Genomic DNA, 21,475 nt, shown 5'->3' with positions numbered 1-21,475 from the left:
CGCCCCACCGCGGCTATCTTGAGCGTCGGCCGAGGCCTCTTTTCGGCTAGGCCTCTAGAACCACATAGGCTAAAGGCAAAAGGCGCAAGCCAGGAGGCTTCTTATACCACCCATGCTGGCGCAAGCTAGCATGGCGGCCCGGCAAAAGGGTCCGGCGGGGGTTTCCCCGGAGCCAACAGGGCGAGGGAAACAAGAAAAGGGGGAAAGTTTTTTAAAGAAGTTCCAGCCGCCACTTGGGGCCTTCCTTGGTGTCCTCCACGATCACCCCCAGGGCTTTCAGCCTTTCCCGGATGAGGTCGCTCTTGGCGTAGTCCTTGGCCCGCCTTGCCTCTTCCCTGAGATCCAGGAGCAACTCCACGAGGCCTTCCAGGAGGGGGCCGGAAAGCCGGTCCTCCAGAACCCTCGCCGGGAAGAGGCCCAAGATGCCCTCCCCCAGGGTGTGGAAGACCGCCTCCGCCCGGGCCAGGGTATCCCCCTTGGCCTCGGCAAGGAGCTTGTGGAGCTCGGGGAGGAAGGAGAAGAAGGCGGCCAGGGCCTCGGGGGTGGAGAGGTCGTCCTCTATAGCCCCCATGAAGGCCTTTTCCAGGGCGTCCAGGGCCCTTTCCAGCCCGGGGGTCGTGCCGGAGGAGGCGGTTTTCCTCCGCTGCCGCACCTCCCGGTAGGCCTGGAGGAGGCGGGCGTAGCCCCGCTTGGCGCTTTCCAGGCCCTCCCAGGTGAAGTCCATGGGGCTCCGGTAGTGGGTCTGGAGGAGGTAGAAGCGAAGGGCCATGGGCTCGTGGGCCTTCAGGAGGTCGTGGAGGAGGACCAGGTTCCCCGTGCTCTTGGCCATTTTTTCCCCCTCCAAAAGCACGTGGTTGTGGTGCATCCAGTGGCGGGCGAAGCGGAAGCCTGCGGCCTCCGCCTGGGCGATCTCGCACTCGTGGTGGGGGAACTGGAGGTCAATCCCGCCCGCGTGGAGGTCAAACCCCTCCCCCAGGTACTTGAGGCTCATAGCCGTGCACTCGATGTGCCAGCCGGGATACCCCTCCCCCCAGGGGCTCTTCCAGCGCATGAGGTGGCCGGGCTCCGCCGCCTTCCAGAGGGCGAAGTCCAGGGGGTCTTCCTTCTCCTCCCGCACCTCCACCCTGGCCCCCGCCCTCAGCTCCTCCAGGCGCTTCCCCGAGAGCTTGCCGTACTGGGGAAAGGCCCTTACCCGAAAGTAGACGCTTCCTTGGCGCTCGTAGGCGTAGCCCAGCTGCAAAAGCCTTTCCGCAAGCTCGATTTGCTCGGGGATGTGGCCGCTGGCCCTGGGGGCGATGGAGGGGCGGAGGACGTTTAGGGCGGTGATGGCGTCAAAGTAGCTCCAGGTGTACTTCTCCGCCACCTCCATGGGTTCCAGGCGCTCCAGCTTGGCCCGGCGCTCGATCTTGTCCTCCCCCTGGTCGGCGTCGTCGGTGAGGTGGCCCACGTCGGTGATGTTGGAGACAAAGCGCACCCGGTACCCCTTGTGGAGGAAGTAGCGCCTCAGGACGTCGTAGACCACGGGCCCCCGGGCGTGGCCCAGGTGGGGGTCGGAGTAGACCGTGGGGCCGCACACGTAGATGCCCACGTGGCCTGGGGTGGCGGGTTCAAAGGGCACCTTGGCACGCCTAAGGGTGTCGTAGATGACGAGGCCCATAGGGCGATTATAGGGCCCGTGGCATAATGGCGGGGTATGGGACGGATCCTTAGGGGCCTCGCCGGGGAGGGGACCTTGAGGGTGGTGGCCGCCGAAACCCAGGACGTGGTGGAGGAGGCGAGGCGCCGCCACGGCCTTTCCCCCACGGCCACAGCTGCTTTGGGCCGGGCCATGACGGGGGCGCTCCTTCTGGCCCAGCTTCTCCTCAAGACCCCCAAGGAGCGCCTCACCCTGCGGATAGAGGGCACCGGGCCTTTAGGGGGCTTGGTGGCGGAGGCGGATGCCCAGGGCCAGGTGCGGGGGTACGTCAAAAACCCCCGGGCGGAGGTCCCCTTGCGCCCCGACGGCAAGCTGAACGTGGGGGAGCTCGTGGGGGCCGGGGTTTTGCGGGTGGACCGGAGCCTGCCTAACGGGGAGGTTTACACGAGCACCGTGCCCCTGGTTTCCGGGGAGATCGCCGAGGACCTGGCCCACTACCTCTGGCAGTCGGAGCAGATCCCCTCCGCCGTGCTCCTGGGGGTGAGGGTGGCGGGGGAGGGGGAGGTGGAGGTGGCGGGGGGTGTGGCGGTGCAGGTGATGCCCGGGGCCAAGGAGGAGGTCTTGGGGCGCCTCGAGGCCAACCTGAAGGACCTCCCCGGGATCACCCCGCTTCTTCGGGAGCGGGGCTTGGAAGGGGCCTTGGCGATCCTCCTGGAGGGCCTGGGCTTTGAACGCACCGACCTCCGCGCCCTGGGCTATGCCAGAAACGAGATCCCCGCCCGCTTCCGCTGCCGTTGCAACCGGGAGAAGGCCCTGGAGGCCCTGGTCTTCTTCACCCCGGAGGAGCGGGAGGACATGATCGTGAAGGACGGGGGAGCGGAGGTGGTCTGCCACTGGTGCGGGGAGGTCTACCGCTTCTCCCCGGAGGAGATCCGCTCCCTGGTGGCCGAGGTGCGCTGCCCCGACTGCGGGACCCTCTGGCTCTACCCCCGCGCCGACGGCACCCTTTTTCGCATAGAAGGGGAGACCTGCCGCTGCGGCCGCAGGGTGGAACTCCCCGCGGAAGGGCGGCCCCAGGCTTGACTGCCCCCTGCTGGCCTGGGCCAGCATGGGGACCCCGGAGGAGGGTCCGGTGGGCCTTTCCACCGGGGGCCAAGGAAGCGGGTAAACTGGGAGCATGTTCAAGACCATTCTCCTGGCTTACGACGGCTCGGACCACGCCAAGCGGGCGGCGGAGGTGGCCAAGGCCGAGGCGAAGGCCCACGGGGCGAGGCTTCTCGTGGTCCACGCCTACGAGCCCGTCCCCGACTACCTGGGGGAGCCTTATTTTGCCGAGGCCCTAAAGCGCCGCCTGGAGCGGGCGGAGAAGGTGCTGGCGGAGGCTTTGGCCCTCACGGGGGTGGCCAAGGAGGACGCCCTCCTCCTGGAAGGGGAGCCTGCCCGGGCCATCCTGGAGGCCGCCTTGGGAGAGCGGGCGGACCTCATCGTCATGGGCACCCGGGGGCTTGGGGCTTTGGGGAGCCTCTTCCTGGGCAGCCAAAGCCAAAAGGTGGTGGCCGAGGCCCCCTGTCCCGTGCTCTTGGTGCGCTAGGGGGTGGGCATGCGCTACGAGACCCTGGCCGTGCTTTCCGGTCTCCCGGAAGACCCCCACGGGGCGGTGGGCCTCCCCATCTACGCGGTGGCCGCCTACGGCTTCGCCACCCTGGAGGAGGGCCAGGAGCGCTTCGCCACCGGGGAAGGGTACGTCTACGCCAGGCAGAAGGACCCCACGGCAAGGGCCCTGGAGGAACGGCTTAAAGCCCTGGAAGGGGCGCTTGAGGCCGTGGCCTTGGCCTCGGGGCAGGCGGCCACCTTCGCCGCCCTCCTCGCCCTCCTCCGCCAGGGGGACGAGGTGGTGGCGGCCAAGGGGCTCTTCGGCCAGACCATCGGGCTTTTCCAGCAGGTCCTCGGGCTCATGGGGGTCAGGGTGCGCTACGTGGACCCCGAGCCCGATGCCGTGCGCGGGGCCTTCACGGAAAGGACCCGGGTCCTCTTCGTGGAGACCGTGGCCAACCCCGCCCTCCTCGTGCCCGACCTCGAGGCCCTGGCCACCTTGGCGGAGGAGCGGGGGGTGGCCTTGGTGGTGGACAACACCTTCGGGGCGGTGGGGGCTTTGTGCCAGCCCCTGCGGTGGGGGGCCCACGTGGTGGTCCAAAGCCTCACCAAGTGGGCCTCAGGGCATGGCTCGGTGCTGGGCGGGGCGGTGCTTTCCCGGGAGACCGGGCTGTGGCGGAACTACCCCCAGTTCCTGGAGCCCGACCCCAAGGGCCAGATCCCCTGGGAGGCCCTGGGGGCCCGGTGCTATCCGGAGAGGGTCCGGACCCTGGGGCTCTCCTTGGCGGGGATGAGCCTTTCCCCCTTTAACGCCTACCTCCTCTTCCAGGGCCTGGAGACCGTGGCCCTACGGGTGCGGCGCATGAGCGAGACGGCGGCCCTTCTCGCCCAGGGCCTCAAGGCCCACCCCAAGGTGAAGGCCCTCCGCTACCCGGGCCTTCCCGAGGACCCCGCCCACAAGAACGCCCGGAAGTACCTGGCCTCGGGCGGGCCCATGCTCACCCTGGACCTGGGGAGCCTGGAGGCGGCTAGCCGCTTCCTCCGGGCCATCCGTCTCCTCAAGGCGCCCAACCTGGGGGATGCCCGCACCCTCCTCGTCCACCCCTGGACCACCACCCATAGCCGCCTCAAGGAGGAGGCCCGCCTCGAGGCGGGGGTCACCCCGGGGCTCGTGCGGGTCTCCGTGGGCCTGGAGGACCCCGGGGACCTTCAGGCCCTTTTCCAAGAGGCTTTGGAGGCGGTGTAGATGCCTTACACCATCGGCCAGCTCGCCCAGGAGTTCGGGCTCTCCCCGGACGCCCTCCGCTACTACGAAAGGCTTGGCCTCCTCGCCCCGGAGGGCAGGACGCCTGGGGGGTTTCGCCTCTACGGGGAGGAGGCCAGGCACCGCCTCCGCTTCATCCGGGAGGCCCAGGCCGCCGGGCTCAGGCTGGAGGACATCCGGGAGGTCCTGGGGGTCATGGCGGTGGGCAACCCCCCCTGCCGCCACGTGCGGGAGGCCCTGGGAAGGCGCTTGGAGGAGGTGCGGCGCAAACTTGGGGAGCTTCAGGCCCTAGAGAGAGCCCTGGCCGAACGGCTTGCCTACGCCGAGGCCCACCCTGACCCCGCTTGCGACGGCAAGGACCACTGCGTCTACCTGGACCCCCTTGACCCTGGAGCCCGCTCCAGGGTCTAGCCTGGGGGCGTGGAGAAGAACCGCTACCGCATCAAGGTGCCCGGCATCCACTGCGCAGGCTGCATCCGCGCGGTGGAGACGGCCCTTAGCCGGGTTGAGGGCGTGGAGAAGGTGCGGGTGGACTACCTGAGGAAGGAGGTCCACGTGGTGGGGGAGGCGCTTTTGGCGGAGCTTCTCGCCGCTTTGGACCGGGTGGGCTATCCGGGGGAGGCGGTATGAGCTACGACCTCCTCATCGTGGGCTCGGGCTCGGCCGGGGTGGCGGCGGCCTTGGAGGCTTTCGCCCTCGGGGCGAAGGCGGCGGTGGTGGAGGCGGGCGTCTTGGGGGGTACCTGCGTCAACGTGGGCTGCGTGCCCTCTAAGTACCTCCTCCGGGCGGCGGAGGCCTACCACCGGGCGGGCCACCACCCCTTCCGTGGCCTCCAGACCCGGGCCCTGGAGGTGGACCTGGAAGCGGTCATCCGCCAGAAGGACCGGCTCGTGGAGGGGCTACGCCAGGAGAAGTACGCGGAGGTTTTGGAGGGGGCGGGCGTGCCCGTCCTCCGGGGCGAGGCCCGCTTTCTGGACGGGGAGACCCTGGAGGTGGCGGGAAGGCCCTTGAAGGCGGGGCGTTACCTCCTGGCCACCGGGGCCTACCCCGCCCTGCCCCCCGTCCCCGGCCTGGCCGAGAGCCGGCCCTGGACCTACCTCGAGGCCCTCTCCCCGGACCTCCTCCCCCAAAGCCTCCTGGTGATCGGGGGAGGGCCCATCGGGCTGGAGCTCGCCCAGGCCTACGCCCGCTTCGGCACCCGGGTCACGGTGTTAGAGGCTTTGCCCCACCTCCTGCCCGCCGAGGACCCTGGGCTTTCCACCCTGCTTCGGGGCTACCTGGAGGAGGAGGGCCTGGAGGTCCACACCGGGGTGCGGGTTCTCCGGGTGGAGCGGGGGGAGGGCTACCGGGTGGAAACGGACCGGGGCGCCTTCGCGGCGGAAAGGCTCCTGGTGGCCACGGGCCGCAGGGCCCGCACCGAGGGGCTTGGGCTGGAGCGGGCCGGGGTGGAGCGGGACGGGCGAGGCTTCGTGCGGGTGGATGAATACCTGAGGACCAGCAACCCCAGGGTCTTCGCCGCGGGGGACGTGGCGGGCCTGCCCCAGTTCGTCTACGTGGCCGCCCTCTCGGGCCGGGTGGCGGCAAAGAACGCCCTCGGCGGGAACACCCCCTTGGACCTCTCCGCCCTGCCCCGGGTCACCTTCACCGACCCCGCCCTGGCCGCGGTGGGCCTCACGGAGGAGGAGGCCAGGAAGCGGTACGGCGAGGGGGTGCGGGCGGCCACCCTCCCCCTTGCCCAGGTGCCCCGGGCCCTGGTGGGGCAGGACGTCCGGGGGGCCTTCAAGATCGTGGTGGACGGGGAAGGGGTGGTCCTAGGCCTCCACGTGCTGGCCCCCGAGGCGGGGGAGGTTCTCCAGGAGGGGATCTTGGCGGTGAAGTACGGCTTAAGCTACCGGGACCTTATAGACACCTTCCATCCCTACCTGACCCTGGCCGAGGGGGTGCGGCTCGTGGCCCAGGCCTTGGACACCGACCCCAAAAAGCTTTCCTGCTGCGCCTAAGGGGGTAGGGATGGTCCGGCTAGAGTCCGCCTTGCGCTGTGCGGTGTGCCAACGGAGGATCCCCGGGCTACCCCTGTGGGTAGAGGTAGAGGGGGTGCGCTACCCGGTAGAGGACGAAGCCTGTGCCCGGTTTCTTAAGGAGGCTCCGGTGGCTGCCCTGGGGCCGCGGGCGGAGCTTCTTTACCGGCCGGATTGTCCGGCTTGCATGGTTAAGGTGGCCCTCTGGCGCGAGGCCGCGAGGCACCGGCCCCTCCGCCTGAGGCTCAGGCCGGTGGCCGGGCCTCCGTGCCCACGCCTTTTCCTGGAGGGCGAGGAAGACCCGGTGACGCTGGAGATCAAAAATCTGGAGGAGCTTTTGCTTTGGCTCTGGGTTCAGTACCCGGGTTTTTACGGGTGCTGTTAGGAGGTCAGCCATGGCCCAGTTTGTGAAGGATCCCGTGTGTGGTCGCACGGTCAACGCGGAACGCTCCCAGTTTTTTGCCGAGTACCGGGGGAAGACCTACCATTTCTGCTGCGCTCATTGCCGGGAGGCTTTCCTTAAGGAGCCCGAGCGCTACGCCAAGGAGGAGCGCCGTGAATCCCCAGAAGGCTAGCCTGCGGGACCTGAGCCGAGAGGAACTTCTAAAGCGTATCCAAAGCCCGAAGCCTACCCCTTACCGGCTCCTGGGGGAAGAGGAAGAGGTCTACGTGTACTGCGCCTTTGACGCCCTGCTCTACCCCCTCCTCACCGGGAAGCGCTGGACCGTGGAGGCGAGGCCTCCCGGGGGTGGCTTCTTGCGGCTGACGCTAACGCCCAATGGCCCTGAGGAAGGCGGTCTTTGGGTTTCCTTCATCGGGCCTGAGGCCCCTTTGCCCGAGGCGCCGGGGATGCCCGCAAGCCGCTGCCCCTACCTCCACTTCTTCGCCACGTGGGAGGAGCTTTGGGCCTGGCGGGCCACCCTGCCCCCTGAGGTCCGCGCCCTGGTCCAGGCCCTCCCCCTCTCCGAGGCCGTCCGGCTGGCCCAAGTGGCCCTGGAGGGTCTTCCGGAAGAGGGCGAATCCGCAGGTTGCTGCTAGGAGGCGAGCGTGAGGCCACGCCAGTGGGTCCTACTCCCGGCCGCCCTAGTCCTCCTGGCGGGGGCCTGGGTCCTTTTCCCCCGCCCTCCCTCGGGCAGCGAGGGCCTCGCCGTGGGCCAACGCCCCCCAGACTTCCGGCTCACCGACGCTTTTGGCCGCGCCATCACCCGTGACAGCCTGGTGGGGGACCGTCCAGGCCTGATCTTCTTCACCGCCACCTGGTGCGTCCCCTGCATTGAGGGGCTGCGCGACCTTCTGCGCTTCCAGCAGGAGGTTCAGTCCCCCTTCCGGGTCCTCGTCGTCTTCATTGACCCCAACGAGACCGAGGCCGACCTCCGCACCTACAAGGTCCGCTATGGCTTCCCGGATGAGTGGTACTACGCCCTGGACCGCGATGGAATGCTCACCAAGTACCAGGTCCGCTACCTGGACACCAAATTCCTCTTGGACGCAGGAGGCATCATCCGCTACACCGACTTCCGTCCGGCGAACTACGCCACCTGGAAGCTGGCCTTCTCCAAGCTGGGCCTTGGGAAAGGAGGTTAGCTTGCGCCTGATGGCCTGGATCCTTAAGCCCGCAATCTGGATACCCCGGAGCGTGCCGGGTTTCCTCATTCTCTCGGTCCTGTCGTTTGGGGTGGTGGCCCGAGCCCGTATCTTCCCAAGCTCCAGGTTCGCTGAACCTGTAGGAGGTGATGGTGTGTGGAACAAGAGCCTTCGGGTAGCCGTGGATAAGTACCGTCTCCAGGCCATGCCCACCACGCTGATCTTCGATAAGCAGGGCCGGAAGGTGAAGGAACTGCGGGGTGAGGTCTCGGCCGAGGCCCTTTGGGCTTACCTGGGAGGTCTCCTGTGAGCTTCCTCGTCTACGCCTTTACCGCCGGGGCCCTGGCTACCTTGAACCCTTGCGGCTTCGCCATGCTGCCTGCGGTGTTGGGCCGCTTTCTGGCCCGGGGCCAAGGGGGTGCGCGGGCGGGGGTTGTTTTGGGGCTTCTCCTGAGCCTGGGGGCGCTCACGGCCTTTGGGGGCATGGGCCTCCTGCTCACCCTGGTAGGCACGGCCTTGAGCCGCTATTTGCCCTACGTAAACCTGCTCCTCGGCCTCTTTCTCCTCATCCTGGGAACCTTCACCCTGGCCGGGCGGGGGGTGGGGCTCGGGGTGGATCTCAGGGCCCCGGAGGGCCGGGGGTGGGGTGAGTTTTACCTCTTCGGCCTCCTCTATGGTCTGGCTAGCCTGGGCTGTACCCTGCCGGTCTTCCTGGCGGTGGCTGGTGTGGCCCTCTCCCGGGGGCCCCTAGAGGGGCTCTTTGCCCTTTCGGCCTACGGCCTTGGCATGGGGGCGGTCCTGACGGGGGCGAGCCTCTTGGTGGGCCTGGGGAAGGAGGAGCTCTTGAAGGGGCTCAGGCGGGCCGGGCTCTACCTGGAGCCCTTGGGCGCAGGGCTTCTCCTCCTGGCCGGGGGGTACCTTCTGGCCTACTGGCTCACCTTCCTGAGCGGGAGTCCTGGCCTGGCCCGAACCGTAGGACTTCTGGTCGGGATCCTGGCGCTTTGGCTCGGCTTTTGGCTCAAGCGGCGGGCTACCCGCCAGGGTGCGGAGGCCTGAGGCATGGGTAAGGACCCCCGCGCGTATCTGGCTTTGATTGGGGCACTCTTCCTCGCCCTCCTCTGTTGCCTTATTCCCCTCCTGGCTTCCCTGTTGCTTCCCTTCCTGGTGAGCCTGGCCGGGTGGTTTGGCCCCTTGCTTCCGTCGTGCGCTTTCGGCCGAGACTGCGGGCGGTCCAAGCCAAAGCTGCCGGTCTACCGCCCTTTGCTTTACGGGCTGCTGGGTGAACCGGGAGAGGCCTGGACCCTGTCTCCGTACCGCATGGTGCGGAGCCCAGAGGATGGCCAAGCCTGGAAATGTTCGGGAAAAGTTCGCTTTCTGGGGGCTTAGGGGCCTCCGCGGATGACCCCACCCTGGCTGGGGCGGGGATGGGGTTTGGAGCGAGGTTGCGGCTTAGAACGTCACGAGCTGGTACCCGCCCTCCAGGAGGCTCCGTAGGCTCGGGTGGTCACGAAACTCCGAGAGGAAGGGAAAGCCCAGGGCCTCGAGGGTCTCCTTGACCCCGAAGGCGCGGGCGCAGTAGGCGCAGGCCCCCTGGATGCGATCTCTGACTGCGAGGAGGAGGGCGTGGGCCCGGTGGCCAGGGTCGGAGAGGGCAGCAAGCCCCTGGGTTCCGGCTCCATCGAAGATGATCCTCACCTCGTCCCCGCTGCCCTTAAGCTCTTGGGCCAGCATCAGGGCGTTCACCAAGCGGCCCAAGCCCTCGTGGGTTTCCGTTCCTGCCAAGATAATGATGGCGATCTTCCGCATCTTGCCTCCTTCTGCCCCGAGGGGCAGGGTCCAGGTTATGGGGGCCGGGCGCTTAGGGCTGTAAACTCTTGAACATGCCCCCGTGGGAGCCCCACGCCCTCCTTCGCCTCCTTCGGGGCAGGGCTCCGAAGCCCTTCGGGGCCTTCGTCGTGCCCGGGGCCCGCTTCCCGGAAGGCCTCGCTCCGGAGGAGCGCAAAGAGGTGGAGGCCATCTGTCCGCCCCGGAGGCTTTTCCGCGGTGAGGCCGTCTTTCGCCAGGGGGATGAGGCGGAAAGCCTCTACATCCTGGTGGAAGGGCGGGTGCGGCTTCTGCTGGAGACCCCAAAGGGCGACCGGACCTTGGCCCTCCTGGGCCCAGGAGACCTTTTCGGTGAGTCCTTTCTCACCGACCGCCCGCGCCAAGGGGTGACCGCCTTGGTACAAAGCCCTGAGGCGGTGGTTTGCCCTGTTTCCCGAGACCAGTTCCTGGCCCTTTGCCGGCACGTTCCCGAGGCAGCGCTAAGGCTTTGTGCGGTTCTGGCGGAGCGGGTTACCCTCCTCTCCGAGGAGTTGGCGGAGGCTACGCTTCCCGCCCCTGTCCGGGTCGGCCGGCTTCTTCTCTCCTTGTGCCGGCGCTTCGGGGACTCGCATGGGGACGGGGGCGTGCGTCTGGACGTGGGTCTGACACAGGAGGAGCTGGGCTCCCTCTGCGGGGTGAGCCGGGTAAGCGTGGCCTACGCCCTGCGGCTTTTCCGGATGGAGGGGGCCTTGCAAAGAGAAGGGGCCGGGTACCTGGTCTACCCGGCCCGCCTAGAAGGCCTGTTGCAGCGCCTGATCTTCTAACGGACAGCGGTGCTGAACACGTAGTCCTGGTTCCTCACCTGGGCATGGCAAGCGGCGCAGGCCGCCACCTTCCCCGCCGCTTCCGCCGTGCCGTTGGGGAGGTACTTGGCCCAGAACCAGTCGCCGCCTTCGGGATAGTAGCCCTCCGACATCTTCAACATCACGGTGACAGCTGCTAGGGTGCCGTCAGGCATATGGTTGTCCTTAACCAAGACAGCGCCCACCGGGTACCGGCCTACCTTAGCCCGGATGGCATCGTAGGCGATGTCGTTGACAAAGGTGCGAAGAATAGCGCCGTGGGGCTCGCTTCCCTTGTAGAAGCCCATGGGCTTGCCCGGGATGTAGTGCCAGGTCAGGCGGTAGTCCTGGCCGGAGAAGCCCGCAAGAAGCTGCCAGAGGCGTTTCGCCAGGTCCTCCCCTTGCTGGGCAAGGGCCAGGAGACCGAGGACCAGGAGGCCACCAAGGAAGGTTCTTATCATTCTTCACCTCCACGCCCCAGCCTAGGCGGGGCATGGAGGTGGAGCTGTAAAGGCCTTTACACCACCCACCTTCCCCGCCGCATGAGGGGAGTGCGGGTGCCGTCCTCGTGGAGCCCGTCCACGTCCATCTCCTCCGAGCCCACCATCCAGTCCACGTGGATGAGGCTCTCGTTCCCGCCCCGCCTCCGGAACTCCTCCCCCGAGGGGCGGCCCTCCAGGTTTTCTGCGTAGGCCTGGCCGAAGGCGATGTGGCTGGCGGCGTTCTCGTCGAAGAGGGTGTCAAAGAAGACGAGGCCCGTCCTGGCGATGGGGTTGTCCGCGGGGACCAGGGCCACCTCGCCCAGGCGCCTCGCCCCCTCGTCGGTGGCGAGCACCTTTAGGAGCACCTCCTCCCCCTTCTCCGCCCCCACCTCCACGGCGAGGCCTCTTTCAAACCGGGCCCAGATCCCCTCCACCAGGGTGCCCCCCAAGGCCAGGGGGCGGCTAGAGCGCACCACCCCCTCCACCCGCTCCCGGTGGGGGGCGGTGAAGACCTCCTCCGTGGGCAGGTTGGGGTTGCAGAGAAGCCCTTTCTTCGTAGGGGCGGCCCCGCCCTGCCAGAGGTGCCCCTCGGCGAGGCCCACCAAGAGGTCCGTCCCCGGCCCCCGGAAGTGGAGGGCGTGGAAGCGGCGGGCGTTTAAGTAGGCCACCTTCTCGTGGAGGGCGCGGTTGTGGGCCTCCCAGGCCGCCACGGGGTCTTCCCGGTCGGCCCGGGTGGCCTGGAAGATGGCCTCCCAGAGCTTCTGCACGGCTTCTCCCTCGGGAAGCCCCGGAAAGACGGCCCTGGCCCAGCCGGGGTGGGCGAAGGGGACGATGGTCCAGTTGGTGGCGAACTCGGTGATGGCCTCCAGGGCGGGCTTGTAGGCGCGGGCGTTCGCCTGCTGGGCCCGGCCCACCCGCTCCGGGGGAAGCCCCTCTAGGGCCTTGGGGTCGCTTCCGGAGACGGCAAGCCTCGCCGCCCCTTCCCGGTAGGCCCTGGCCATGCCCTCGTAGAGCCAGGCTGGGGCCCGGTCCAAGGCCTCCTCCGGCACCAGGGAGAGGCGCTTGCGGGCGAGGTCATGGTCCCCGTAGATCACGGTGAAGAGGCTCGCCCCCTCCCGGTAGGCCTTCTCCGCCAGGAGGCGCACGAAGTCCACCGCCTCTATGGGGGCAGTGGCGATGACCTCCTGCCCCTTCTCCAGGTTGAGCCCCACCCGGACGGCGAGTTCCGCCAGCTTTTCCAAGTTCCTGGCAAAGGTGTCCACGCCCCCAAGTCTCTGCCCGGAAGGGCCTTCCGTCAAGGCCTGGGGCAGCTTCGGGGCCGGAAGAGGAGAAGGACGAGGCCCGCGAGGACTAGGAGGAAGGGGCGGTAGGCCTCGAGGGCCACCCCCAGGGCCACCAGGAGGAGGGCCAGGACGTAGCGCCAGCGGGGGAGCATGCCCCCATTATCCCCCCAAAAGGGGCCAACCCCGGGACATTCCTCACCCGGGGGAGGGAATAGGGTAGGGTGGAGGTGAAGCCTATGCGCCCCATCACCGTGGACGGGAACGAGGCGGTGGCCCGGGTGGCCTACCGCTTGAGCGAGGTCATCGCCATCTACCCCATCACGCCCAGCAGCCCCATGGCCGAACTCTCCGACGAGTGGGCGGCCAAAGGGGAACCCAACCTCTTCGGCCTGGTGCCCAAGGTGGTGGAGATGCAGTCCGAAGGGGGGGCGGCCGGGGCCTTGCACGGGGCCTTGCAGGAGGGGGTTCTGGCCACCACCTTCACCGCCAGCCAAGGCCTCCTCCTCATGATCCCCGACATGTACAAGATCGCGGGGCAGGCCCTTCCCGGGGTGATCCACGTGGCCGCCCGCTCCTTGGCCACCCACGCCCTCTCCATCTTCGGGGACCACCAGGACCTCTACGCGGTGCGCCCCACCGGCTGGGCCATCCTGGTTTCCGACTCGGTGCAGGCGGCCCAGGACCTGGCGGCCGTGGCCCACGTGGCGGCCCTGGAGGCCAGCCTTCCTTTCCTGCACGCCATGGACGGTTTCCGCACCTCCCACGAGGTGCAGAAGATCGCGCCCCTCTCCGACCGGGAGCTCAAGGCCCTTTTCCCCTTCGCCGCCCTCGAGGCCTTCCGCAAGCGGGCCCTCACCCCCGAGGCCCCCGTGATCCGGGGCACCGCGCAGAACCCCGACCACTACTTCCAGAACCGCGAGGCCATCAACCCTTACTACCTGCGCCTCCCCCAGGTGGTCCAGGAGGCCATGGACCGCTTCGCCGCGGTCACGGGGCGGCGTTATAGGCCCTACGAGTACTTCGGCCACCCGGAGGCGGAGCGGGTGGTGGTGGTCATGGGCTCCGCCTCCTTGGCGGTGGAGGAGGCGGTGGCCTACCTGCTTAAGCGGGGGGAGAAGGTGGGGATGGTGCGGGTGCGCCTCTACCGCCCCTTCCACCCGGAGGGCTTCCTGGCGGCCATCCCGGCCACCGCCCGCAAGGTGGCGGTCCTGGACCGGGGGAAGGAGCCGGGGGCTGTAGGGGAGCCCCTCTTCCAGGAGGTGGCGGCCGCCTTCGCCCTGCGGGGCCAAGGGGTGCCCCTCCTGGTGGGCGGGCGCTACGGGCTTTCCTCCAAGGAGTTCACCCCGGCCATGGCCCTCGGGGTCTACGAGGAACTGCAAAGGGACCGGCCCCGCCACGGCTTCACCGTGGGCATCGTGGACGACGTCACGGGCACGAGCCTCGCCTACCCCGAGGTGGACTTCGAGGACCCCGCCTCGGTGCGGGCGGTGTTCTTCGCCCTGGGGGCGGACGGGACGGTTTCCGCCAACAAGAACAGCATCAAGATCATCGGGGAGGAGACCCCCCTCTTCGCCCAGGGCTACTTCGTCTACGATTCCAAGAAGTCTGGCTCCCGCACGGTGAGCCACCTGCGCTTCGGCCCCAACCCCCTGAACAAGCCCTACCTGATCCAGCGGGCCAACTTCGTGGGCATCCACCAGTGGGGGTTTCTGGAAAGGCTCCCCATGCTAGGGGTGGCCGAGGAGGGGGCCACGGTCCTCCTCAACAGCCCCTACCCCAAGGAGGAGGTGTGGGACCGGCTGCCCCGGCCCGTGCAGGAGGAGATCCTGCGGAAGAACCTCAAGGTCTACGTGGTGAACGCCTACGAGCTGGCCCGGCGGGTGGGCCTGCCCGGGCGCATCAACACCATCATGCAGGCCGCCTTCTTTAAGCTCTCCGGCGTCCTCCCCGAGGAGGAGGCCAAGGCCCGCATCAAGAAGGGCATAGAGAAGAGCTACGGCAAGCGGGGCAGGACCGTTTTGGAGCGCAACTTCCAGGCGGTGGAGCTGGGCTTTGCCGCCGTGGAGTCCCTTCCCATCCCGGGAAGGGTTACCTCGGAAAGGGGGCTCCTGCCCCCCATGGTGGGGGAGGCCCCGCCCTTCGTGCGGGAGGTGCTGGGGCCCATCGCCCTGGGCCTGGGGGATGGGCTACCCGTCTCCGCCTTTCCCCCGGACGGCACCTACCCCACGGGCACGGCCCGCTACGAGAAGCGGGGTATCGCCGAGTTCGTGCCCACCTGGGACCCCAACGTGTGCGTGCAGTGCGGGAAGTGCGTTCTGGTCTGCCCCCACGCCGTGATCCGGGCCAAGGTGGTGCCGGAGGAGGCCCTGGCGGGCGCTCCCGCGGGCTTCCCCCACCGCAAGGCCATGTGGAAGGAGCTTTCCGGGGAGTTCACCCTGGCCATCAGCCCCGATGACTGCACGGGGTGCGCCCTCTGCGTGGAGGCCTGCCCCGCCAAGGACAAGACCAACCCCAGCCGCAAGGCCCTGAACATGGCTCCCCGCCTCGAGGTGCGGGAGGAGATGAACCGGCACTGGGACTTCTTCCTCTCCCTGCCGGAAACCCCGAGGGCAGGCCTCAAGCTCCACACGGTGAAGGACGTGCAGCTCCTAGAGCCCCTCTTTGAGTTCCCCGGGGCCTGCGCGGGCTGTGGGGAAACCCCCTACCTGAGGCTCCTCTCCCAGCTCTTCGGGGACCGGCTGGTCATCGCCAACGCCACCGGTTGCAGCTCCATCTACGGGGGAAACCTCCCCACCACCCCCTGGAGCAAGAACCGGGAGGGCCGGGGCCCCGCCTGGGCCAACTCCCTCTTTGAGGACAACGCGGAGTTTGGCCTGGGCATGCGCCTGGCCCTGGACAAGAAGGCGGAGTACGCCAAGAGGCTTCTTCCCGAGTTCCAAAAGGTGCTGGGCGAGGAGCTCGTGGCCCGCCTCCTGGGGGAGGTGGGCCCGGACGGGGTGGAGGAGAGGCGGCGAGACGTGGCCCGCCTGCGGGAAAGGCTCGCTCCCCTGGACGATCCCCGGGCGAAGGACCTCCTGGCGGTGGCCGATGCCCTCATCCCCCACTCCGTTTGGATCGTGGGCGGGGATGGCTGGGCTTACGATATCGGCTACGGGGGCCTGGACCACGTTCTGGCCAGCGGGGCCAACGTGAAGGTCTTGGTCCTGGACACCGAGGTCTACTCCAACACTGGCGGCCAGGCCTCCAAGGCCACGGGCCTGGGGGCGGTGGCCAAGTTCGCCATGGCGGGCAAGCCCACCCCCAAGAAGGACCTGGCCTTCATGGCCATGAGCTACGGGCACGTATACGTGGCCCAGATCGCCATGGGGGCCAACGACGCCCACACGGTGCGGGCCTTCCTCGAGGCCGAGGCCCACCGGGGCCCCGCCCTCCTCATCGCCTACAGCCACTGCATCGCCCACGGGATTGACATGGCCAAGGGGATGGAGCACCAGAAGCTGGCGGAGCGCACGGGGTACTGGCCCCTCTTCCGCTACCTCCCAGGCCAAGGGCTCTTCCTGGACTCCAAGCCCCCGACCCTTCCCTTACGGGAGTACCTCTACGCGGAAAACCGTTACCGCCTCCTCCTCCAGACCCACCCCGAGGAGGCCGAGGCCTTCTTGCGGGCGGCGGAGGAGGCGGTGCAGGAAAGGTGGCAGAGGCTTGCCCGCCTGGCCGCGCGGGAGGCGGTGGCGGGTTAGGAGGTGGGTATGGACGTGAGGACCACGTATTTGGGCTTGGAGCTGGCGCACCCCTTGGTGGCTTCGGCCTCCCCCCTCACGGAGAAGCTGGACGGGTTTTTGCGCCTGGAGGACGGGGGGGCGGCGGCCATCGTCATGCACTCCCTCTTTGAGGAGCAGGTGACCCTCGAGGAGGAGATGCTGGACCACTACCTCCACTACGGCCACGAGAGCTACGCGGAGGCCCTGACCTACTTCCCCAAGGCCCACGAGTACCGCCTCACCCCCGAGCGCCACCTGGACCTCCTGGCCCGGGCCAAGGAGCGGGTTTCCGTCCCCATCATCGCCAGCATCAACGGGGTGAGCCGGGGCGGGTGGGTGGAGTACGCCAGGCTCCTGGAGGAGGCCGGGGCGGACGCCTTGGAACTCAACCTCTACTACATCCCCACCGACCCCGCCCTTTCCGGGGCGGAGGTGGAGGCCATGTACCTGGACACCATCCGGGCGGTGGTGGAGAGCGTGCGCCTTCCCGTGGCGGTCAAGGTGGGCCACGCCTTCACCGCCTTCGCCCACTTCGCCAAGGGGGTGGAGGCCACGGGGGCCAGGGCCCTGGTCCTCTTCAACCGCTTCTACCAGCCGGACTTTGACCTGGAGACCCTTTCCGTGGTGCCTACCCTGAGCCTGTCCCGCCCCTACGAGGCCCTCTTGCGCCTCCACTGGGTGGCCCTCCTCTACGGGCGGGTGAACCTGGAGCTGGCGGTCACGGGGGGGGTGCACTCGGGGAAGGAGGCGGCCAAGGCCCTGCTTGCGGGGGCCCAGGTGGCCATGATGACCTCCGCCGTCCTGGCCCACGGCCCGGGCCACTTCCACACCGCCCTCGCCGAGCTCAAGGCCTTCATGGAGGAAAAGGGCTATGCCAGCGTGGAGGAGATGCGGGGCGCCCTGAGCTACCAGCGGGTGGCAGAGCCCGCCGCCCTCGAGCGGGCCAACTACCTCAAGGTTCTGGGCTCGTACCGCCTTCTTCCCTGAGGCCGTAAAGCCCTTCCCCCAGGGCCACCACCGGGCTCCGGTGCCAGCGGGCCAAGGCGGAAAGGCGGATCTTGGCGATTTTCTCGGGCTCCCGCACCCGGGCCCAAAGCCCCATCTCCTTGAGGCGGCGGCCCACCTCCGTGTAGTGCAGGGGGCGGCCTTCCTCCCGGAGGAGGTGGATCACGGCTCTGCGGAACCGGTCCGGCCTGGGCATGGCTAGGCCCAGTATACCCGTATAGTGAGGCCATGAGGAACCAGGAGCTGGCCCGCCTTTTTGAGGAGATCGGGCTGATGAGCGAGTTTCTGGGGGATAATCCCTTCCGGGTCCGGGCCTACTACCAGGCGGCCCGCACCCTCTTTGACCTGGACACCCCCATTGAGGAGATCGCCAAGAGGGGCAAGGAGGCCCTTTTGGCGCTTCCCGGGATCGGCCCCGACCTGGCGGACAAGATCCTGGAGTACCTGCGCACGGGGAAGGTGGGGAAGCACGAGGAGCTTTCCCAGAAGGTCCCGAGGGGGGTCCTGGCGGTGATGGCGGTGCCGGGGGTGGGGCCCAAGACGGCCCGGCAGCTCTTCGAGGAGCTTGGCATAGACTCCCTGGAGAAGCTTAAAGCGGCCCTGGACCGGGGCGACCTCCTCCGCCTCAAGGGGTTTGGCGCCAAGAAGGCGGACCGCATCCGGGAAGGCTTAGCCCTGGCCCAGGCGGCGGGGAAGAGGCGCCCCTTGGGGGCGGTGCTCTCCCTGGCCCGAAGCCTCCTTGAGGCCATCCGGGAGCTTCCCGGGGTGGAAAGGGCGGAGCTATGCGGCTCGGCCCGGCGCTACAAGGACACCGTGGGGGACCTGGACTTTTTGGTGGCGAGCCGGGAGGGGGAGCGGGTGGTGGAGGGCTTCGTGCGCCTCCCCCAGGTGAAGGAGGTCTACGCCAAGGGGAAGGAGAGGGCCACGGTCTTCCTGAAAAACGGCCTCCAGGTGGACCTCCGGGTGGTCCCCCCCGAAAGCTACGGCGCGGGCCTCCAGTACCTCACGGGGAGCAAGGAGCACTCCATAAAGCTCAGGGCCTTGGCCCAGGAGAAGGGGCTGAAGCTCTCCGAGTACGGGGTCTTCCGCGGGGAGGAGCGCCTGGCCGGGGAGACGGAGGAGGGGGTCTACGCCGCCTTGGGCCTCCCCTTCATCCCGCCCCCCCTCCGGGAGGACCAGGGGGAGATCGAGGCGGCCCTGGAAGGGAGGCTTCCCAAGCTCCTGGAGCTTTCCCAGATCAAGGGGGACCTCCAGGTCCACTCCACCTACTCCGACGGCCAGAACACCTTGGAGGAGCTCTGGCAGGCGGCCAAGGCCCTGGGCTACCGGTACCTGGGGGTCACGGACCACTCCCCCGCGGTGCGGGTGGCGGGGGGGCCTTCCCCCGAGGAGGCCTTAAAGCGCGTAGAGGAGATCCGCCGCTTCAACGAAACCCACGGCCCCCCCTACCTCCTCGCCGGGGCGGAGGTGGACATCAGGCCCGACGGCTCCCTGGACTACCCGGACTGGGTCTTAAGGGAGCTGGACCTGGTTTTGGTCTCCATCCACTCCCAGTTCAAGCTCTCCAAGGCGGAACAGACCAGGCGCATCCTGAAGGCCTTGGAGAACCCCTTCGTCCACGTGCTGGCCCACCCCACGGCAAGGCTTCTAGGCCGCCGCGCCCCCATTGAGGCCGACTGGGAGGCGGTCTTCCAGAAGGCCAAGGAAAGGGGCGTGGCCGTGGAAATAGACGGCTACTACGACCGCATGGACCTCCCCGACGACCTGGCCCGCATGGCCTACGGCATGGGGCTTTGGGTAAGCCTCTCCACCGATGCCCACCAGACCGAACACCTGCGCTTCATGGAGCTCGCCGTGGGCACGGCGCAGAGGGCCTGGATCGGCCCCGAGCGGGTGCTCAACGCCCTGGACCACGGGGCGCTTTTGGCCTGGCTCAAAGCCCGGCGAGGCGCTTAGCCTCCTTCAGGACCTCCAGGAACATCTCCCGGGTGAGCTTCCCCGTCTGGGTGTTCTGCCGGGAGACGTGGTAGCTCGCGAGGAGGTGCTTTCCCCGAGGCAGAGCGTAGTGGGCCCCGTGGCGGAAGGGGTAGGCGCTTTTTGATAGGCCGAAGTGGGCGAGGAGGGCCTCGAGGGCCACCCTCCCCAGGGCCAGGTAGACCCGTACCCCGGGGAGGAGGCCGAGCTCCACCTCCGTCCAGCGGGCGCAGGCCCTTAGCTCCTCCCGGGTGGGCTTGTTCTTCGGCGGGGCGCACCGCACCGCCGCGGTGAGGTAGACGCCGTGGAGCCTGAGGTCGTCCCCGGGGTGGCTTTCCCGCTTGCTGGAGAGCCCCGCCTCGTAAAGGAGGGGGTAGAGGAAGGCCCCGGAGGCGTCCCCGGTGAAGGGGCGGCCCGTGCGGTTGGACCCGTGGGCCCCGGGGGCGAGGCCGAAGAGGAGGATCTTGGCCTCGGGGTCCCCGAAGCCCGGAACCGGCCTCGCCCAGTAGGGCTCGCCCCGAAAAGCCCGCTTCGCCCCCACCACCCCCTCCCGCCAGGCCACGAGCCTGGGGCAGAGGCGGCAGGCGGTCAAGGCTTGGACGAAAGCTTCCCGGTCCATCACAGGGGGATGTTGTCGTGCTTCTTCCAGGGACGGTCCTCCTTCTTGTCCCAGAGCATCCGGAGGTGCTGGTAGAGGATGCGCCGGGTGTGGGCGGGGTCTATGACGTCGTCAATGTAACCCCTCCCCGCTGCCACCCAGGGGTTATCGAAGGCCCGCTTGTACTCCTCGATCTTCCGCCTGCGGGTCTCCTCGGGGTTTGGGGAGGACTGGATCTCCTTGCGGTAGATGATGTTGGCCGCGCCCTCCGCCCCCATGACCGCCACCGCCGCCGTGGGCCAGGCCAGGACCACGTCCGCCCCCATGTCCTTGGAGTTCATGGCGAGGTAAGCGCCCCCGTAGGCCTTGCGGGCGATGAGGGTGATCTTGGGCACCGTGGCCTCCGCGTAGGCGAAGAGCATCTTGGCCCCGTGGCGGATGATCCCCCCGTGCTCCTGGGCCACCCCGGGCAGGAAGCCGGTCACGTCCACCAGGGTGAGGAGGGGGATGTTGAAGGCGTCCATGGTGCGGATGAAGCGGGCCGCCTTGTCCGAGGCGTTGATGTCCAGGGCCCCGGCCATGAAGCGGGGGTTGTTGGCGATGACCCCCACAGGGTACCCGCCGAGCCGCCCCAGGCCCACGATGATGTTCCGGGCGAAGCGGGGCTGGATCTCCAGGAACTCCCCCTCGTCCAGGAGGGCGCGGATCACCTGGTGCATGTTGTAGGGGCGGCGGGCGTCGGGGTGGACGATGTCCAGGATCTCCGGGGTAAGGCGGAGGGGGTCGTCCTTGGGGTCGGCCACGGGGGGCTTTTCCCGGCTATTTTGAGGGAGGTAGGAGAGGAGCTTCTTGACGAGGTCCAAGACCTCCTTGTCGTCCTTCCCCTCCAGGTGGGCCACCCCGCTTTTTTCCATGTGGACGTCGGCCCCGCCCAGTTCCTCAAAGCTCACCTCCTCCTTGGTGACGCTTTTGATCACCTCGGGCCCGGTGATGAACATGTAGCTCTTCCCCTGGCTCATGAGGACGAAGTCGGTCATGGCGGGGCTGTAGACGGCGCCCCCGGCGCAAGGCCCCAGGATGGCGGAGATCTGGGGGACCACCCCGGAGTAGATGGCGTTGCGGTAGAAGACCTCCCCGTAGCCGGAGAGGCTGTCCACCCCCTCCTGGATGCGGGCCCCGGCGGAGTCGTTGAGGCCGATGATGGGGGCCCCCACCTTGGCCGCCAGGTCCATGAGGCTTGCGATCTTGCGCCCGTGCATCTTGCCCAGGGAGCCGCCTAGGACGGTGAAGTCCTGGCTGAAGACGAAGACCAGGCGGCCCCCGATGGTGCCGTAGCCCGTCACCACCCCGTCGGCGGGGGCTTCCAACCCTTCCATGAGCCCGGTCTCCAGGTGCTCGGCGAAGGGCATGAGCTCCACGAAACTCCCCGGGTCCAGGAGGTGGTCTATTCGCTCCCGGGCGGTGAGCTTGCCCTGCTGGTGCTGCTTCCGCACCCGCTCCTCGCCGCCCCCTAGCAGGACCCTTTTGCGCCTTTCCTCCAGCTCCGCAAGAAGCTCGTCCAGGATGAGCCGGGCGTTGTCGGCCATAGGTGAGGGCATGATACAATGCGGAAAGCCTGGGGAAAAGCCCGGG

At 68.3% G+C, this 21,475-nt stretch carries 23 protein-coding genes; 15 read left to right on the top strand and 8 right to left on the bottom strand.

Going from position 1 to position 21,475, the window contains the following annotated elements:
- Window positions 1–211: 211 nt before the first annotated feature.
- The gene (gene cysS, locus ACYQ0J_RS01955; RefSeq protein WP_460170511.1) at window positions 212–1,657 is read right to left on the bottom strand and encodes a cysteine--tRNA ligase; all 1,446 of its coding nucleotides are present in this window, start codon (window positions 1,655–1,657) and stop codon (window positions 212–214) included.
- 36 nt (window positions 1,658–1,693) lie between these two features.
- Here cysS and hslO point away from each other — a divergent pair, with 36 nt between their 5' ends.
- The 11 genes from hslO (at window position 1,694) to ACYQ0J_RS01900 (ending at window position 9,151) form a co-directional block, all read left to right on the top strand.
- Window positions 1,694–2,719 carry an Hsp33 family molecular chaperone HslO gene (gene hslO / locus ACYQ0J_RS01950; protein WP_460170510.1) on the top strand — a complete coding sequence of 342 codons (1,026 nt, stop codon included), beginning with the start codon at window positions 1,694–1,696 and terminating at the stop codon, window positions 2,717–2,719.
- Between the two features lie 94 nt (window positions 2,720–2,813).
- The gene (locus tag ACYQ0J_RS01945; RefSeq protein WP_460170509.1) at window positions 2,814–3,227 is read left to right on the top strand and encodes a universal stress protein; all 414 of its coding nucleotides are present in this window, start codon (window positions 2,814–2,816) and stop codon (window positions 3,225–3,227) included.
- 9 nt (window positions 3,228–3,236) lie between these two features.
- A complete protein-coding gene (locus tag ACYQ0J_RS01940; protein WP_460170508.1) occupies window positions 3,237–4,475 on the top strand; it encodes an aminotransferase class I/II-fold pyridoxal phosphate-dependent enzyme in 1,239 nt (412 codons plus the stop codon).
- Window positions 4,476–4,904 (top strand): heavy metal-responsive transcriptional regulator, encoded by a 429-nt coding sequence (locus ACYQ0J_RS01935; protein WP_460170507.1) that lies wholly within the window; start codon window positions 4,476–4,478, stop codon window positions 4,902–4,904.
- 9 nt (window positions 4,905–4,913) lie between these two features.
- Window positions 4,914–5,123 carry a heavy-metal-associated domain-containing protein gene (locus tag ACYQ0J_RS01930; RefSeq protein ID WP_460170506.1) on the top strand — a complete coding sequence of 70 codons (210 nt, stop codon included), beginning with the start codon at window positions 4,914–4,916 and terminating at the stop codon, window positions 5,121–5,123.
- The gene (gene merA / locus ACYQ0J_RS01925) at window positions 5,120–6,493 is read left to right on the top strand and encodes a mercury(II) reductase (protein ID WP_460170505.1); all 1,374 of its coding nucleotides are present in this window, start codon (window positions 5,120–5,122) and stop codon (window positions 6,491–6,493) included. The genes ACYQ0J_RS01930 and merA overlap by 4 nt, the downstream gene beginning before the upstream one ends.
- A gap of 413 nt (window positions 6,494–6,906) precedes the next feature.
- Window positions 6,907–7,086, top strand: a complete 180-nt coding sequence (locus tag ACYQ0J_RS01920) for a YHS domain-containing protein (RefSeq protein ID WP_460170504.1) — start codon at window positions 6,907–6,909, stop codon at window positions 7,084–7,086.
- Window positions 7,067–7,549, top strand: a complete 483-nt coding sequence (gene merB / locus ACYQ0J_RS01915) for an organomercurial lyase (RefSeq protein WP_460170503.1) — start codon at window positions 7,067–7,069, stop codon at window positions 7,547–7,549. Before ACYQ0J_RS01920 ends, merB begins: the two co-directional genes overlap by 20 nt.
- A 9-nt stretch (window positions 7,550–7,558) precedes the next feature.
- Complete coding sequence (locus ACYQ0J_RS01910; protein ID WP_460170502.1) at window positions 7,559–8,095, top strand: TlpA family protein disulfide reductase; 537 nt, start codon at window positions 7,559–7,561, stop codon at window positions 8,093–8,095.
- A gap of 10 nt (window positions 8,096–8,105) precedes the next feature.
- Window positions 8,106–8,405 carry a TlpA family protein disulfide reductase gene (locus ACYQ0J_RS01905; RefSeq protein WP_460170501.1) on the top strand — a complete coding sequence of 100 codons (300 nt, stop codon included), beginning with the start codon at window positions 8,106–8,108 and terminating at the stop codon, window positions 8,403–8,405.
- Window positions 8,402–9,151 carry a cytochrome c biogenesis CcdA family protein gene (locus tag ACYQ0J_RS01900; protein ID WP_460170500.1) on the top strand — a complete coding sequence of 250 codons (750 nt, stop codon included), beginning with the start codon at window positions 8,402–8,404 and terminating at the stop codon, window positions 9,149–9,151. The genes ACYQ0J_RS01905 and ACYQ0J_RS01900 overlap by 4 nt, the downstream gene beginning before the upstream one ends.
- A gap of 393 nt (window positions 9,152–9,544) precedes the next feature.
- Here ACYQ0J_RS01900 and ACYQ0J_RS01895 read toward each other — a convergent pair whose 3' ends face one another.
- Window positions 9,545–9,901 (bottom strand): DsrE family protein, encoded by a 357-nt coding sequence (locus ACYQ0J_RS01895; protein ID WP_460170499.1) that lies wholly within the window; start codon window positions 9,899–9,901, stop codon window positions 9,545–9,547.
- A 74-nt stretch (window positions 9,902–9,975) separates the two neighbouring features.
- Between ACYQ0J_RS01895 and ACYQ0J_RS01890 the strand changes: the two genes are divergently transcribed.
- On the top strand, window positions 9,976–10,722 hold the full coding sequence (locus ACYQ0J_RS01890) for a Crp/Fnr family transcriptional regulator (RefSeq protein ID WP_460170498.1): 747 nt from the start codon (window positions 9,976–9,978) through the stop codon (window positions 10,720–10,722).
- On the opposite strand, the gene ACYQ0J_RS01885 is transcribed toward ACYQ0J_RS01890, so the two are convergent.
- The 3 genes from ACYQ0J_RS01885 to ACYQ0J_RS01875 are packed head-to-tail and all read right to left on the bottom strand — an operon-like array spanning window position 10,719 to window position 12,657.
- Window positions 10,719–11,201: a cytochrome P460 family protein gene (locus tag ACYQ0J_RS01885; RefSeq protein ID WP_460170497.1), complete on the bottom strand. Its 483-nt coding sequence runs from the start codon at window positions 11,199–11,201 to the stop codon at window positions 10,719–10,721. The two genes, ACYQ0J_RS01890 and ACYQ0J_RS01885, sit on opposite strands and share 4 nt — an antisense overlap.
- Window positions 11,202–11,257: 56 nt before the next feature.
- Entirely contained in the window at window positions 11,258–12,484 is a 1,227-nt protein-coding gene (locus ACYQ0J_RS01880; RefSeq protein WP_460170496.1) for an aminopeptidase, read from the bottom strand.
- Window positions 12,485–12,516: 32 nt separating this feature from the next.
- The gene (locus ACYQ0J_RS01875) at window positions 12,517–12,657 is read right to left on the bottom strand and encodes a hypothetical protein (protein WP_460170495.1); all 141 of its coding nucleotides are present in this window, start codon (window positions 12,655–12,657) and stop codon (window positions 12,517–12,519) included.
- An 84-nt stretch (window positions 12,658–12,741) separates the two neighbouring features.
- Between ACYQ0J_RS01875 and nifJ the strand changes: the two genes are divergently transcribed.
- On the top strand, window positions 12,742–16,245 hold the full coding sequence (gene nifJ, locus ACYQ0J_RS01870; RefSeq protein ID WP_460170494.1) for a pyruvate:ferredoxin (flavodoxin) oxidoreductase: 3,504 nt from the start codon (window positions 12,742–12,744) through the stop codon (window positions 16,243–16,245).
- A 9-nt stretch (window positions 16,246–16,254) separates the two neighbouring features.
- Window positions 16,255–17,253 carry a dihydroorotate dehydrogenase-like protein gene (locus ACYQ0J_RS01865; protein ID WP_460170493.1) on the top strand — a complete coding sequence of 333 codons (999 nt, stop codon included), beginning with the start codon at window positions 16,255–16,257 and terminating at the stop codon, window positions 17,251–17,253.
- On the opposite strand, the gene ACYQ0J_RS01860 is transcribed toward ACYQ0J_RS01865, so the two are convergent.
- Window positions 17,219–17,467 carry an HTH domain-containing protein gene (locus ACYQ0J_RS01860; protein ID WP_460170492.1) on the bottom strand — a complete coding sequence of 83 codons (249 nt, stop codon included), beginning with the start codon at window positions 17,465–17,467 and terminating at the stop codon, window positions 17,219–17,221. The two genes, ACYQ0J_RS01865 and ACYQ0J_RS01860, sit on opposite strands and share 35 nt — an antisense overlap.
- A gap of 32 nt (window positions 17,468–17,499) precedes the next feature.
- On the opposite strand from ACYQ0J_RS01860, the gene polX reads away from it, so the two are divergent.
- Entirely contained in the window at window positions 17,500–19,227 is a 1,728-nt protein-coding gene (polX, locus tag ACYQ0J_RS01855) for a DNA polymerase/3'-5' exonuclease PolX (RefSeq protein WP_460170491.1), read from the top strand.
- On the opposite strand, the gene ACYQ0J_RS01850 is transcribed toward polX, so the two are convergent.
- Together ACYQ0J_RS01850 and ACYQ0J_RS01845 are read right to left on the bottom strand one after the other, a co-directional pair.
- Complete coding sequence (locus ACYQ0J_RS01850; protein ID WP_460170490.1) at window positions 19,205–19,864, bottom strand: type-5 uracil-DNA glycosylase; 660 nt, start codon at window positions 19,862–19,864, stop codon at window positions 19,205–19,207. The two genes, polX and ACYQ0J_RS01850, sit on opposite strands and share 23 nt — an antisense overlap.
- Window positions 19,864–21,429, bottom strand: a complete 1,566-nt coding sequence (locus tag ACYQ0J_RS01845; RefSeq protein ID WP_460170489.1) for an acyl-CoA carboxylase subunit beta — start codon at window positions 21,427–21,429, stop codon at window positions 19,864–19,866. The genes ACYQ0J_RS01850 and ACYQ0J_RS01845 overlap by 1 nt, the downstream gene beginning before the upstream one ends.
- Between the last annotated feature and the right edge of the window lie 46 nt (window positions 21,430–21,475).

This window comes from Thermus sp. FJN-A (assembly GCF_054655095.1).
Note: the sequence above shows the minus strand (reverse complement) of the source record. Positions and strands in the feature narration are given on the sequence as shown.

Excerpts from the sequence above, each read along its gene's own strand:
- ACYQ0J_RS01940 (WP_460170508.1), top strand. The coding sequence starts at position 3,237 with ATGCGCTACGAGACCCTGGCCGTGCTTTCCGGTCTCCCGGAAGACCCC.
- ACYQ0J_RS01895 (WP_460170499.1), bottom strand. The coding sequence starts at position 9,901 with ATGCGGAAGATCGCCATCATTATCTTGGCAGGAACGGAAACCCACGAG.
- merA (WP_460170505.1), top strand. The coding sequence starts at position 5,120 with ATGAGCTACGACCTCCTCATCGTGGGCTCGGGCTCGGCCGGGGTGGCG.
- cysS (WP_460170511.1), bottom strand. The coding sequence starts at position 1,657 with ATGGGCCTCGTCATCTACGACACCCTTAGGCGTGCCAAGGTGCCCTTT.
- ACYQ0J_RS01845 (WP_460170489.1), bottom strand. The coding sequence starts at position 21,429 with ATGGCCGACAACGCCCGGCTCATCCTGGACGAGCTTCTTGCGGAGCTG.
- ACYQ0J_RS01920 (WP_460170504.1), top strand. The coding sequence starts at position 6,907 with ATGGCCCAGTTTGTGAAGGATCCCGTGTGTGGTCGCACGGTCAACGCG.
- ACYQ0J_RS01860 (WP_460170492.1), bottom strand. The coding sequence starts at position 17,467 with ATGCCCAGGCCGGACCGGTTCCGCAGAGCCGTGATCCACCTCCTCCGG.
- ACYQ0J_RS01890 (WP_460170498.1), top strand. The coding sequence starts at position 9,976 with ATGCCCCCGTGGGAGCCCCACGCCCTCCTTCGCCTCCTTCGGGGCAGG.
- ACYQ0J_RS01935 (WP_460170507.1), top strand. The coding sequence starts at position 4,476 with ATGCCTTACACCATCGGCCAGCTCGCCCAGGAGTTCGGGCTCTCCCCG.
- ACYQ0J_RS01945 (WP_460170509.1), top strand. The coding sequence starts at position 2,814 with ATGTTCAAGACCATTCTCCTGGCTTACGACGGCTCGGACCACGCCAAG.
- nifJ (WP_460170494.1), top strand. The coding sequence starts at position 12,742 with ATGCGCCCCATCACCGTGGACGGGAACGAGGCGGTGGCCCGGGTGGCC.
- hslO (WP_460170510.1), top strand. The coding sequence starts at position 1,694 with ATGGGACGGATCCTTAGGGGCCTCGCCGGGGAGGGGACCTTGAGGGTG.
- ACYQ0J_RS01865 (WP_460170493.1), top strand. The coding sequence starts at position 16,255 with ATGGACGTGAGGACCACGTATTTGGGCTTGGAGCTGGCGCACCCCTTG.
- ACYQ0J_RS01875 (WP_460170495.1), bottom strand. The coding sequence starts at position 12,657 with ATGCTCCCCCGCTGGCGCTACGTCCTGGCCCTCCTCCTGGTGGCCCTG.
- ACYQ0J_RS01905 (WP_460170501.1), top strand. The coding sequence starts at position 8,106 with ATGGCCTGGATCCTTAAGCCCGCAATCTGGATACCCCGGAGCGTGCCG.
- polX (WP_460170491.1), top strand. The coding sequence starts at position 17,500 with ATGAGGAACCAGGAGCTGGCCCGCCTTTTTGAGGAGATCGGGCTGATG.
- ACYQ0J_RS01885 (WP_460170497.1), bottom strand. The coding sequence starts at position 11,201 with ATGATAAGAACCTTCCTTGGTGGCCTCCTGGTCCTCGGTCTCCTGGCC.
- ACYQ0J_RS01850 (WP_460170490.1), bottom strand. The coding sequence starts at position 19,864 with ATGGACCGGGAAGCTTTCGTCCAAGCCTTGACCGCCTGCCGCCTCTGC.